Source organism: Ottowia sp. SB7-C50, assembly GCF_033110285.1.
In the GTDB taxonomy this organism is placed as follows: Bacteria; Pseudomonadota; Gammaproteobacteria; order Burkholderiales; family Burkholderiaceae_C; genus Ottowia.
On record NZ_CP136995.1, the window covers coordinates 562247 to 575219 of the forward strand.

12 protein-coding genes are annotated in these 12973 nt (G+C 67.2%); 5 read left to right on the forward strand and 7 right to left on the reverse strand.

From position 1 onward, the window contains the following. Window positions 1-8: 8 nt before the first annotated feature. From R0D99_RS02730 to R0D99_RS02760, 7 genes are all read right to left on the reverse strand, one after another. Window positions 9-1046 carry an ATP-binding protein gene (locus R0D99_RS02730; protein WP_317749844.1) on the reverse strand — a complete coding sequence of 346 codons (1038 nt, stop codon included), beginning with the start codon at window positions 1044-1046 and terminating at the stop codon, window positions 9-11. 17 nt (window positions 1047-1063) lie between these two features. Further along, on the reverse strand, window positions 1064-1789 hold the full coding sequence (locus tag R0D99_RS02735) for a TorD/DmsD family molecular chaperone (RefSeq protein WP_317749845.1): 726 nt from the start codon (window positions 1787-1789) through the stop codon (window positions 1064-1066). Beyond that, the gene (locus R0D99_RS02740) at window positions 1786-2532 is read right to left on the reverse strand and encodes a 4Fe-4S dicluster domain-containing protein (protein WP_317749846.1); all 747 of its coding nucleotides are present in this window, start codon (window positions 2530-2532) and stop codon (window positions 1786-1788) included. The genes R0D99_RS02735 and R0D99_RS02740 overlap by 4 nt, the downstream gene beginning before the upstream one ends. Window positions 2533-2544: 12 nt before the next feature. Beyond that, entirely contained in the window at window positions 2545-5157 is a 2613-nt protein-coding gene (locus R0D99_RS02745) for a molybdopterin-dependent oxidoreductase (protein WP_317749847.1), read from the reverse strand. Continuing rightward, entirely contained in the window at window positions 5154-5975 is an 822-nt protein-coding gene (locus R0D99_RS02750; protein ID WP_317749848.1) for a hypothetical protein, read from the reverse strand. Before R0D99_RS02750 ends, R0D99_RS02745 begins: the two co-directional genes overlap by 4 nt. A gap of 167 nt (window positions 5976-6142) precedes the next feature. Next, entirely contained in the window at window positions 6143-6832 is a 690-nt protein-coding gene (locus R0D99_RS02755; RefSeq protein ID WP_317749849.1) for a hypothetical protein, read from the reverse strand. A gap of 163 nt (window positions 6833-6995) precedes the next feature. After that, window positions 6996-7340 (reverse strand): hypothetical protein, encoded by a 345-nt coding sequence (locus R0D99_RS02760; RefSeq protein WP_317749850.1) that lies wholly within the window; start codon window positions 7338-7340, stop codon window positions 6996-6998. Window positions 7341-7739: 399 nt separating this feature from the next. Here R0D99_RS02760 and R0D99_RS02765 point away from each other — a divergent pair, with 399 nt between their 5' ends. The 5 genes from R0D99_RS02765 (at window position 7740) to asd (ending at window position 12969) form a co-directional block, all read left to right on the forward strand. Continuing rightward, window positions 7740-8813: a cupin domain-containing protein gene (locus R0D99_RS02765; protein WP_317749851.1), complete on the forward strand. Its 1074-nt coding sequence runs from the start codon at window positions 7740-7742 to the stop codon at window positions 8811-8813. Between the two features lie 53 nt (window positions 8814-8866). Then, complete coding sequence (locus tag R0D99_RS02770) at window positions 8867-9565, forward strand: fumarylacetoacetate hydrolase family protein (RefSeq protein ID WP_317749852.1); 699 nt, start codon at window positions 8867-8869, stop codon at window positions 9563-9565. Window positions 9566-9776: 211 nt separating this feature from the next. Then, a complete protein-coding gene (locus R0D99_RS02775; RefSeq protein WP_317749853.1) occupies window positions 9777-10994 on the forward strand; it encodes a 3-hydroxybenzoate 6-monooxygenase in 1218 nt (405 codons plus the stop codon). 103 nt (window positions 10995-11097) lie between these two features. Next, window positions 11098-12090, forward strand: coding sequence for a tripartite tricarboxylate transporter substrate binding protein (locus tag R0D99_RS02780; RefSeq protein ID WP_317749854.1), 993 nt, complete (start codon window positions 11098-11100; stop codon window positions 12088-12090). 30 nt (window positions 12091-12120) lie between these two features. Continuing rightward, window positions 12121-12969: an archaetidylserine decarboxylase gene (asd, locus tag R0D99_RS02785; RefSeq protein WP_317749855.1), complete on the forward strand. Its 849-nt coding sequence runs from the start codon at window positions 12121-12123 to the stop codon at window positions 12967-12969. Window positions 12970-12973: the final 4 nt, after the last annotated feature.

Genomic DNA, 12973 nt, shown 5'->3' on the forward strand with positions numbered 1-12973 from the left:
GGAATGGGTCAGGTCTGCACGACCCGGTTGGGCCGCTGTCGCGAACCCGGGGCGCAAGTGGGGCAGACCGGTAACGAGTGTGGATCGCTGCCAGGCCCCGAGAATTGATGAAAGTCAATGTTGCAGCGCGCGCAGCGCAGGCGCCGCGCGGCCCAGCGCAGCGGCTCGGCGGCGGCGTCGGCCGGGCTGGGCACGCGCGGCGCCGACACCGCTTGTGTGTCGCAGGCGGCGGTGCACAGGCCGCAGCCGGTGCATTTTGAGGCATTGAATCCGAACGTTGCGCTGGCGCAGTCAGCGTCTGCAGCTACAAAAATAAGAGCATTCGTCGGGCACAGGCGCACGCAGGCCAGGCACAGGGTGCAGCGCTCGCGGGCGATGTCCACGGTCCACACCGGCTGGGGCGCTGCGCCCGATGAACCGGCGCGGCGCGGCGCAGGTGCGCGGGCCAGCTCGTCTTCGCGGGCGCTGGTCAGCGTGCCGGCTGCCGGACGGGGCGGGGCGCTGGGGCGCGCCAGAAAGCGGCGTCGGCCGGCGTCGACGGGCGCCTCGGGGCGCGGGCAGTCGGTAGCTGGCGCGATGCGCAGCGCCACCGGCTGCCGCGTGGCCAAGCCGCGCCACTGGCGTTGCCATTCGGCCAGGCCGGCGCCGCGGTCGCAGGTGCTGCAGGCGCCGGGCACGAAGACGTGTTCGTCCACCCCATGCTGCCGGCTGAAGGCCTGCAGCCACGCGGGCGACAGCGCCAGCAGGCAGCGCGCGCTGGGCAATCCGGACACGCCGGCGCGCTCGCAGCTCCACCACGCCGCGCGCCGGCCGTCGGCGGTGGTGCGCCAGTGCGGCGCCGGGGCGGGCAGGGAAAGGGCTTGCGTGGGGCACGCGGCGGTGCACAGCCCGCAGGCGTCACAGCGGTCGGGATCGAAGCCCAGCCCGTCTTCGCCCATGCGCCAGGCCTGGGGCGGACAGGCGTCCACGCAGGCCTGGCACGCCGCGCCGCGCACGCGCTGGTGCACGCAGCGGTCGGCGTCAATGGACAGCGTGGGCATCGGCATGGCTGCCGATGATGGCCCTAGCCGCTGCAACCACCCGGCCGGGGCGGCTCGGCGGCCACCGCGGGCGGAATGACCGCGACGGCGGGCAGGCGGCGCTGGCATTCCTCGCAGGCGGCGAGGGTGAGCGCGCCGAGCGCGGCGTAGAACGGGGTGGCGGCACGCTGGCCGACGCGGCGCGCGAAGTCGGGCAGCCAGGCCAGCAGGTGCGTCTTGAGAAAACGCGCGGCTTCGCGCTGCTCGCCGCGCTCCAGCAGCAGGGCGGTAAATTCGAGCTCGTGCGTGATGTGGTCGTCGGCGCGGGCGCGCCAGTCGGGCACCTGCATGCCATGGCGACGGTAGAAGTCGCGCACGGCGAAAGTGGGGCCTTGCAGCATCAGGTGGTCGTCGTCGCGCCACACCGATTCGTGCGGCGACGCGCGCAGCGCATGCGTGAGGTAGATGGCCGCATAGTCGGCCGCCAGGTCGTCGGCGCTGGACGCGGGCAGCGCGCCCTCGGCCGGCGTGCCGTCGCAGTCGTCGCCGGCCAGTGCGCGCAGTGCGGCGTACATGGCCTGCGCCGCCGGCGTGTCGAGCGTGGCGAGGGTCAGCGTTTCGGGGAAGCCGTTGCCGAACAGCGCGGCCAGCACGTCGGGGCTGCGCTCTTCGGCGTGCAGCCAGGCCAGCGCCCGCAGGTCCTCGGCGGCCAGCGCCAGCCATTCGGCGGGCGGGGCCGTGCGTTCAGCCAGGGGCGCGGCGGCGGTCATGACGATGCCTTGCCAGCCGGGGCCGCAGGGGTGGCGGGCGCGGCGGCGGGCGCCTCGACCTTGCCCTTGGGGTGGGCGATGAACACGATCGACGGGTTGGTCAGCTCGGGGTTGGCCATGTGCTGCACCTGGCGCACCGGCTGATCGACGCCCTTGACCATGGCCTTGGTGTCCCAGGTGCCGGCGCGCAGCTGGTCGATGGGGCCGATGTCGAGCACGCGCATCATGCAGGCCGACACGCAATACGGCTTGCGCCCAGCTTCCAGCTCGTCGATGCACAGGTTGCACTTCTTGACCGTGTTGTCGGTCGGGTCGTACTGCGGCGCGCCAAACGGGCAGGTGGCTTCGCAGCGGCGGCAGCCGATGCACAGCGTGCTGTCGATGTCGACCACGCCGTTGTCGGCGCGCTTCCAGATGGCGCCGGTGGGGCAGGCCGGCAAACAGGCCGGCTCGGCGCAGTGGTTGCACGACATGTTGACCTTGTAGGCGAACACGTCCGGGAAGCTGCCGCCTTCGATGTACATGACGCGTCGAAAGCGCGGGCCGGGCGGCAGGCCGTTCTTGTCCTTGCAGGCGATCTCGCAGGCCCGGCAGCCGATGCAATCCATGTTGTTGTGGATGAAGCCCCACTGCTGCTCGGGCTTGACCGGGTTGTAGGTGGTGGCGTCGCGCGTTTCCTGCGCGTACTTCACGCGCGCCTTGGCGTCCACGCCCAGCTTGTTGATGACTTGTTTTTCAGCCATGTTCTTCTCCCGTCACATATCGCGGCGGAACACCGATGAACGCGCCACGGCCAGGTCGTCCCAGCCGGGGCGGTGCACCAGGTCGGTCTTCTTGATCTGCACCATGGCGTTGTTGTAGGCAAAGGCGCCGGCGGGGCTGGGGTTGTCCAGCGTCAGGAAGTCGGGGTTACCGGCGCGGTCGACGCCGTTTTTGTCCGGGTCCATCCACGCGCCCTCGAACAGCACCAGCACGCCGGGCAGCAGGCGCTCGGTCACGTAGGCCGGCACCACGCACTTGCCGCGCTCGTTCCACACCTCCACCGTGTCGCCGGTCTTGATGTCGAGCTTCTTCGCGTCGCTGGCGTTGATGGTGACTTCCTGCTCATACGTCTCGCGCAGCCACGGGATGTTGTTGAAGATCGAGTGCGTGCGCCAGCGCGGGTGCGGGCTGATCAGGTGGAACGGGTACTGCTTGGCGATGGGGTGGTTGAGCGACTCAAACGGCTCGATCCACTTGGGTATGTAGGGGATCTCGTAGCCGTACTGCGTCTTCGTCCAGTCGGTGATGTCGGCCAGTTGCGTGGCCAGAATTTCGATCTTGCCCGACGGTGTCTCGAACGGCTTGCCCTTGGTGATCTGCTCGCGGAAGGCGACGTGCGGCTCCGACAGCTTGAACTTGTAGGTGCCGTGCTTCTTGAACTCGTCCCACGACATGGTCACGTGCTGGTGGTGCTGCACGCTGCCTTCCCACCAGGCCTTGAGGTAGGCCTCGTCGGTGGCGTCGGGGTTCTGGAAGTAGCTGCGGTCGGCGCGCGGGTTGTAGCGCTTGCCCAGGTTTTTGAGCGATGGGTCCAGCGCTTCGAGCCGGTAGCTGAGTTCGGTGAAGACCTGGAAGTCGGTCTTGCTCTCGCCCAGCGGCTCGATGACTTTCGGGCGATGGATGTAGTAGTGGCCCTTGTACCAAGGCAGCGCCACGTCGTGGCGCTCAAAGTGGGTGGCAATCGGCAGCAGGTAGTCGGCCCAGATGCCCGAGGGCGTGATGGTCGAATCCATGCACACCACCAGCTCCAGCTTCTCGATGGCCTGGATTTCCTTGTTGATGTTGGTCAGCTGGTTGAACCAGTCGCTGCCCTGCCAGAAGATGCCCTTGATGTTGGGCGGCTGGCCGTCCAGCTTGTCTTCGCGCGGCCACAGGCCCAGTTCTTCGCGCTTGACGTTGGGGTAGTTCAGCACGCAGTGCGCCCAGCGGTCGGACTTGATGGAGGCCCACCACAGGTTGGCGTTTTCGTCGTAGGGGTAGGCCACGCTCTCGCTGTGCCACGCCTTGCCTACGCCCTCGGCGCAGCCGCCCAGAATGCCGATGTTGCCCGTCATGGCCTGCAGCGCAGCGGCCATGCGGTTGTACTGCTCGCCATAGCTGGCGCGGCCCGGCGCCCACGACGCCTTCAGCGCCGCAGGCTTGGTCTTGGCGTACATCTCGGCCAGCTTGATGATGTCTTCGGCCTTCACGCCGCAGATGGCGGCGGCCCACTCGGGCGTCTTGGGCGTCTTGTCGTAGGTGCCCAGGATGTAGTCCTTGAAGTTTTCCTTGCCCTTGTAGTCGCCCGTGGTGGTGCCCGCATCCATCCCTAAGCAGAACTTGTTGATGAACTTCTGGTCCTGCAGGTTGTTGGTGAAGATGTGGTGCGCCATGCCGGCCATCATGGCGGCGTCGGTATTGGGCTTGATGGGAATCCACCACGCGTCGTACACGGCGGCCGAATCGGTGTACTGCGGATCGACCAGCACGAACTTGCAGCCGCGCTGCTTGGCCATGCGCATGTAGTAGAAGGTGTTGCCGCCGTGGAAGGTGTAGGCCGGGTTCCAGCCCCACATGATGATCAGCTTGCTGTGGGCAAAGGTGTCGTCCTCGTTGCCATCCTGGATGGTGCCGAAGGTCATGCGGCTGGAGAACGTGGTGCCCTGGTAGCTCGGCACGCTCCATGAGTTGGTGCGGCAGCCGAACATGCCCAGAAAGCGGCCCAGCAGCCCCTCGATCTGGTCCGACTTGTGCAACACGCCGTAGCTGGCGCCGGCGTAGCTTTGGTCGAGCAGCGCCGTGGGGCCGAAGTCCTTCTTCAGCTGTGTCATCTTCTGGGCGATCTCGTCCAACGCCTGGTCCCAGCTGATGCGCTTGAACTTGTGCTCGCTGCGCGCACCCACGCGCTTCATGGGGTAGAGCAGCCGCTCGGGCGAATACAGGCGCGCACGATATGACCGGCCGCGCAAGCAGGCGCGCAGCTGGGGCTCTTCGAACGTGTCCTTGCCGTAGGCGCCATTGGCCTGGTATTCGCCGTTGTCGGTCGACAGGCGCACGATCACGTCGCCCTTCTTGTGCGCCACCAGCACGTGGCGCGAGCCGCAGTTGTGCGCGCAGGACGTCACCACGGTGGTGAGCTGGTCGTCGGTGAAATAGGGCTCGTAGGCAAAGGCCTGGGCCTTCTCGGGGGCGATGCCCACGCCCACGCTGACCAGGCCCGCCGCGCCGGCGGTGGCGCCGACGATCTTCAGGAAGTCGCGCCGCTTGTAGCCGGCCGAATGCTGGTCGATGGAGTCGTTGACGCTGGGGTAGCGCACGGTTTCGCGGGGCAAGTCATTGCTCTTCATTTCTTCTCTCCCGACGTCACGGCGGCGGCGATGAAACGCACTTCACTTTCGGTGGGGCGGCTCTTGGCCCAGTCGGGCACTTCAGGCGGCATGCCCGGCCAGGCATGGCGCGGATACGGGTAGTGCGTGCGGTACCAGGCACGGCCGCCGTGGCAGCCATAGCAGACGTCGCCGTTGGTCTTGCCGGCCTCTTCGATGGCCTTGGCGTTCAGGTAGTTGACCTGGTGGCGCGTGGTGCGAATCGCGGCATGGCACAGCAGGCAGTTGTTCTGGAAGGCTTCCTTCGACTGTGACCACGGGCCGGGCAGGCCCATCACCTCGAAGTTCATCTTGCCGTGGCACTTGAGGCACGTGGTCTCGGGGTTGACCATCTTGCGCAGCGTCTGGTGACCGAAGTCGGTGGCGGAACTGCCGGTGGCTTCCTCACGCGGGTCGTTGCCTTCGTGGCAGGTCGTGCAGCGCATGTTCATCAGCTGCTTGGCCATGGCCGTTTCGAGGTGGCGGCGGTGGAAGGTGTCCTGCTCGCCCTGGTAGGTGGAGGTGACCTGATACCAGGCCTTGGCTTCGCTGGAGGGCACGCCCGCAGGAGACGCCTTGCGCACCGACGGCTTCAGCACTTCGGCGTGGCACGCCAGGCATTGCTGGTCGGTTGCCTTCTCGATGGCGGGCTTGAAATGGATGGGGTCGTACTTGGCCGCGTGGTAGCTGACGGGCTTGGCGGTGGCGGGCGCGGCGGCTGCGGGGGCGCTGGGAGAGGGGGCGGCTGCGGTGGTCGCAGGCGCGCTCGAATCCTGGCAGGCACCCAAGGCCAGTGCCATGGCCGCTGCAGCGCTCAACCGGGAGAGAAATCTGAGCCAGGACGCGTTCATCGCGTGCTCCTGATACAAAAAAACAGCAACTTCAGAAAAGGCCGGGGCGATTCGTCGAATGCCCCGGCAAGGCCGGCCCCGCCTTCGCGAGACCGGCACGGGACCGTACTAAAGGATCACTTGTTGCCGGACATGCCGCCCATGCCGGACATGCCACTCATGCCTTGCTGGCCAGACATGCCGCTCATGCCCGACATGCCGGACATACCGCTCATGCCAGACATGCCGCTCATACCCGACATGCCGGACATGCCGCTCATGCCGCTCATGCCCGACATGCCGCTCATGCCTTGCTGGCGAGCGCGCTTCTTCTTGTTGGCCTTTTTCTTCTTGGCAGCGGCCTTGGCCTTGTTGCCCGACATGCCGGACATACCCGACATGCCCTTCTGGCCCGACATGCCGCTCATGCCCGACATGCCTTTCTGGCCGGACATACCGCTCATGCCGCTCATGCCGGACATGCCACCCATGCCGCTCATGCCCGACATGCCTTGCTGGCCGGACATACCGCTCATGCCAGACATGCCGCTCATGCCCGACATGCCCGACATGCCGCCCATGCCAGGGTTCTGCTCGCCGGCGGCGGGCTTGTTGCCGCTCATGCCGCTCATGCCCGACATACCGGACATGCCGGACATTCCGCTCATGCCAGACATGCCGGACATACCCGACATGCCCTTTTGACCCGACATGCCGGACATGCCAGACATGCCGCTCATGCCGGATTGCTGCGCCATGGCGGGCAGGGCGAAGCCGAGAGCGGCAGCCATGACCGACAGACCGAGTGCTTTACGAACCAATTTCATGGAGATCTCCTTCAAACAAGTCAACTAACCACACGGGGCCTAAGCCCCCTATCTGCCTGCCGGCAGTACCGAAGGCGTCGCGTTGCGCGGCGTCCACGATGGGGGTGAGCCGTTGCGCTGCGCGACGGCTCGAGAAAACGAAAGGCGAAGACCGGCATCCGCGTTACTTGGCGGGGGCTGCGGGCGACGCGGCACTGGCCGCAGGCGCTGCGGCGCCGGGCGCCGAGTGCCAGCCGCGCGGGTCGTACGGCGGGGTCATGCCCGGGCCGCGCATGGGCACCCACCAAGCGCCGGTGGCGACGATGGATTCGACGTTGCCGGGCGGCGTGCCCTCGATGCCGCGCAGGTCGCGCGCCAGCGTCTCGGGGCTCATCGTCTGCTGCGTGATCTGCGGCGCGTTGTCGGGCCGGCGGTCGGAATGCAGGCCCGCCACAAAGCCAGGTGCCTGTGCCCAACTGGCGCCTGCGGCGGCGGCCAGTGCCAGGGCGATGAGCGAGATCCGTGTCATGACTGTTCAGCCATATGCTTATTGATGCGAGTCATGAAGCAACTTGCTTGCCAACCCCGGTGCGCCATCGCAAGTGCTTGACGGAAAAGGTAATTCCGTTTTTGGGGTAGTGAGCGGCACTGTCAGATTGGCAGGTTGCACGCCCCACCGTCCTGCCAAGTTGACATGTCGAAATGGCAGGTTGTTGCGACACGGCGCCGCGCGGCGACCTCCTCGCGGTGCGGCGGGGCGGGTCAGCCGCGCGCCGCACGCGCCGCCCGGTGACGTGGCAGGCCGGCGCGCGGCCCGACGAAAGGCGCTTGACGAACGCCCCTGGCTTGCCAAATAATAAGCATACATATTAATCACGCCTTGGCGGCAACCGTGCACGCCGCCGCGCGTACTTCAAGGAGACAAGCCATGAACCCCATGGACGCCGTCAATTCGCTCGGCCACGCCGAAAGCCTGGGCCGGCTGGAAGACCTGCCGCCGGATTACCTGAAGGCCATCAACGACCTGTCCGTCGCGCCGCTGTGGCCGCAGTTGCGCGGCCTGCTGCCGCGCGGCAAGCCGGCACGCGCCACGCAGCCCTTCGTGTGGCGCTACCAGGACGTGCGCCCGCACCTGCTGCGCGCCGGCGAGCTGACGCCCATCGAAAAGGCCGAACGTCGCGTGCTGGTGCTGTGCAACCCCGGCCACGGGCTGGACAGGCTGGTCGCCACGCCCACCATCTACGTCGGCCTGCAGCTCATCCTGCCCGGCGAGGTGGCGCCCAACCACCGCCACACGCCGACGGCGGTGCGCTTCGTGATCGAGGGCAACGGCGGCTTCACCACCGTGGACGGCGAAAAGTGCCCGATGGAAAAGGGCGACCTGATCCTGACGCCCGCCGGCCTGTGGCACGAGCACGGCCATGAAGGCACCGGCCCCGTGGTGTGGCTGGACGCGCTGGACCTGCCCATGATCTACGCCATGGAAGCCAGCTACGCCATCGAAGGCCCGTCGCAGACCGTGCGGCCGGACCTGGATGCGTCGCAGAACAAATACCGCCGCGCCGGCCTGGTGCCTTACGCGTCGCTGGGGCGCGCCTCGCGGCCGCGCTATCCGCAGATCCGCTTTCCGTGGAAGGACGTGCGCGAGGCGCTGGGCGCGCTGGCCACCGTGACGCCGCGCGACGACGCGGTGCAGCTGGCCTACGTCAACCCCGAGACCGGCGCGCCCTGCCTGCCCACGCTGGGCTTTTCGGCGCAGCAACTGCGCGCGGGGCAGGACGTGGCGCCGCGCAAGCGCTCGGCCAGCAGCGTGATCCACGTGATCGAAGGGCAGGGCGAATCCGTCATCGACGGCGTATCGCTGAAATGGCAGGAAGGTGACACACTGGCGATTCCGACGCACGCCGACGTCACGCACCGTGCCACGGGCCGGGACGCCTACCTGTTCCACGTGGACGACGCGCCGATGCAGCGCGCGCTCGGGTTCTACGAAGACTTTTAACCGCCAACGCTCGCCAACAAAGCGCAAGCAGCTATCAAGAAAAGAGCAAAGAGATGACCCAGTACGTTTTTCCGCCCGCCCCGCAAGCCGCCGTGCCCGTGCGCGGCAGCCAGCAGCAATACGCCGTCACGCGCATCTTCTGCGTCGGCCGCAACTACGCCGCGCACGCGCGTGAAATGGGCTTCGATCCCGACCGCGAGCCGCCGTTCTACTTCAACAAGACGCCCATCGACCTGGTGCTGACCGGCGCCACCATTCCGTTTCCGCTCGGCACGCAGAACTACCACTACGAGATGGAACTGGTCATCGCGCTGGGCAAGCCGGCCTTCCGCGTGCCGGTGGAGCAGGCGCTGGACTGCGTGTGGGGCTACGCCTGCGGGCTGGACATGACGCGGCGCGACCTGCAGATCAAGTCGCGCGAAATGGGCCGGCCGTGGGACTTCGGCAAGGACTTCGAGAACAGCGCCGTCATCAGCCCGCTGGTGCCGGCCAGCGAAATCGGCCATGTAAAGGCCGGCAACATCCAGCTCAGCGTCAATGGCACGGTCAAGCAGAACGCCGACCTGAAAGACCTGATCTGGAGCGTGCCCGAGATCGTCTCCAACCTGTCGGAGTACTACCACCTGCAGCCGGGTGACCTGATCTACACCGGCACGCCCGAAGGCGTGGGCGCGGTGCAGCCGGGCGACAAGATCACCGGCAAGATCGACGGCGTGGGCGAGATCGCGCTGACGCTGGGGCAGCCGGAGTAAGGCCGTCGAACAGCCAAGCAACCGGACGCGAAGGACGCCAAGGTTCCGCGAAGGACGCGAAAAAGACATTCAAGATGAATTCATTTCGCGACCTTCGCGGGTTTTCGCGTCCTTCGCGTCCGGTATTCGTTGTGGTGGGTCAAATTCGCCTCTGACGCTTGTCCAGTATGCGCAAGCAGCTATCTAAACAAGAGCAACTACAGGAGACATCATGAGCAAACCACAGCACATGCTGGTGGTCGGCGGCGGCATCGGCGGCCTGGCCGCGGCGCTGGCCCTGGCCAAGCAGGGCGTGCGCGTCACGCTGCTGGAGCAGGCGGCCGAGATCGGCGAGATCGGCGCCGGCATCCAGCTGGGCCCCAATGCCTTTGCCGCGCTCGACGCGCTGGGCGTGGGCGAGAACGCCCGCAAGCGCGCCGTGTTCACCGACGAACTGATCATGATGGACGCGGTCGATGCGTCGGTGGTTGGACGCTTTGCGGTCGGCGAGGCGTTTCGCCAGCGCTTTGGCGGCCCGTATGCGGTGATCCACCGCGCCGACATCCACACCTCCATCCTCGAAGGCGTGCAGCAGTCGAACCTCATCAGCTTCCAGACCTCAACCAAGGTGGTGAAGATCGAGCAGGACGCGCACGGCGTCACCGCCACCGACCAGAACGGCGCCACCTACACGGCCGACGCCATGGTCGCCGCCGACGGCGTGCGCTCAGTCGCCCGCGAAACCTTTTTTGGCGATGCACCGCGCGTGTCGGGCCACGTGGTCTACCGCGCCGTGGTGCCGGTGGCCGACATGCCGGCCGATCTGCGCGTCAACGCGCCCGTGGTCTGGGCCGGCCCCAACTGCCACCTGGTGCACTACCCGCTGCGCGGCGCCACCGAATACAACCTGGTCGTCACCTTTCACAGCCGGCACGAAGAAGAATGGAGCGTGACCGACGGCAGCAAGGAAGAAGTGCTGAGCTACTTCCAGGGCATCCACCCGCGCCCCCGCCAGTTGCTGGAATGCCCCAAGAGCTGGCGCCGCTGGGCCACGGCCGACCGCAATCCCATTCCGCGCTGGACAGTGGGCCGCGTCACCCTGCTGGGCGACGCCGCGCACGGCATGCTGCAGTACCTGGCGCAAGGCGCGTGCATGGCCATCGAAGACGCCGTGACGCTGGGCGAGGCGCTGAAGGCGTGCGACATGGATGTCGAGCGCGCCTTCCAGCTGTACGAAGAAAGCCGCATCCCGCGCACCGCGCGCGTGGTGCTGTCGGCGCGCGAAATGGGGCGCCTGTACCACGCCCAGGGCGTGGAGCGCCTGGTGCGCAACCAGCTGTGGGAAGGCCGCACGCCCGAGCGCTTTTACGATGCGCTGGAATGGCTGTACGGCTGGCGCGCCGAGAAGGCGCTGGCGCAGCCGCGGCAAACCGATGCGCTCATCGTTTGATAGCTGCCGGCGCTTGATTGGCAAGCGCTTCAGGCCATTTTCATTCGTATTCAACGCAGCGCACCTGGGTGTGCTGCGTCACCACTTTCTGGGAAACCACCGCATGACCCGCTTCACCCCACCGCGCCGCACCGCCCTGGCCCTGCTGGCCGCCACCGCCCTGTGCGCCGCCGCGCCCGCGCTGGCGCAAAGCGACTTCCCGACCAAGCCCGTCAACATCTTCACCCCCTTCCCGCCCGGCAGCGGGCCCGATGCGCTGCTGCGCGCCATCACCGACAAGCTCAGCACGCTGTGGAAGCAGCCGGTGCTGGTGCAAAACCGCCCCGGCGCCGGCGGCTTCGTCGTGTTCGAGGCCACGCGCCGCCAGCCGGCCGACGGCTACACGCTGGTACAGCTCGACAGCGAGCAACTGGTCGCGCTGCCGCTGCTCTACAAATCGCGCAACTTCCAGACGCTGCAGGTGTACGACCCGGTGGCCTCGCTCTACAACACGCCGTTCATCGTCACCGTGCCGGTCAACTCGCCGTGGAAGAGCGTGGGCGACCTGGTCAGCGCCGCCAAGGCGCAGCCTGGCAAGGTCAACTATGGCTCGTGGGGCATCGGCAGCCCGGGCCACCTGGGCGGCGAGCAGCTGGAGCTGGGCAGCGGCATCGAGATGCAGCACATTCCGTTCAAGGATTCGGGCCAGATGTTCACCGCGCTGGCCGGCAACGAAATCGCCTGGGCGCTGGGCACCATCCCGTCCAGCCAGGGCGTGTACAAGGCGAACAAGGTGCGCTACCTGGGCGTGGCCACCCCCAAGCGCATCCCGCAAATGCCCGACCTGCCCACCGTGGCCGAGGCCGGCGGCCCCAAGGACTTCGCGCAAAGCTCCTTCGTCGTGCTGGCCGCGCCCAAGGGCATCGCCCCCGCCGTGCGCAGCAAGATCGCGCAGGACGTGGCCAAGGTCATGCAAGATGCCGACATCAAGGCGCGCATGGACACCTTCGCGTTTGAGTACATCAACTGGTCGCCGGATGAGATCGTGAAGCAGGCACGCGGCAAGGGCCAGATGTACCAGAAGCTGATCGAGCGCAAGAACATCACGCTGGACTGACGCCGGTGGGCGGCTCTCTAGAATCGCCCCATGTCCGACCGCCTTGCCGTCCTGCCGCAGTACCTGCTGCCCAAAACGCTTCTGACCCAGTGGGCCGGCCGCTTTGCCAGCGCCAAGCTGGGCGACGCCACCCACGCCGTCATCCGCCGCTTTGTGGCGCGCTACGGCGTCGACATGAGCGAAGCGGCCGACCCGCGCATCGAAAGCTACGCCAGCTTCAACGACTTCTTCACCCGCGCGCTGCGCGAAGGCGCGCGGCCGCTGGCCGATGCGGACTACGTGTGCCCGGTCGACGGCGCGATCAGCCAGTTCGGCGCCATCGAGCGCGACCAGATCTTCCAGGCCAAGGGTCATGCGTACAGCACGCGCGCGCTGCTGGCGGGCGATGCGGCACTGGCGGCCGAATTCGAGAACGGCCAGTTCGCCACCATCTACCTTTCTCCTAAGGACTACCACCGCATCCACATGCCCTGCGCCGGCCGCCTGCAGCGAATGGTCTACGTGCCGGGCGATCTGTTCAGCGTCAACCCGACCACCGCGCGCGGCGTGCCTGGCCTGTTCGCGCGCAACGAGCGCGTGGTCTGCGTGTTCGACACCGCGCGCGGCCCCTTCGTGCTCGTGCTGGTGGGCGCCACCATCGTCGGCAGCATGGCGACCGTGTGGCACGGCGTCGTCAACCCGCCGCGCCCGGGCGAGATCAAGCGCTGGGACTACGCGGACAAGCCGGTTGAGTTGGCCAAGGGCGCCGAAATGGGCCGCTTTCTGCTCGGCTCTACCGTGGTGCTGCTGTGGCCCAAGGGCACGCTCAAGTTCAACCCCGATTGGGCGCCCGGCGGCGCCGTGCGCATGGGGCAGGCGATGGGGAAGGCGTTGGGTTAGTTAA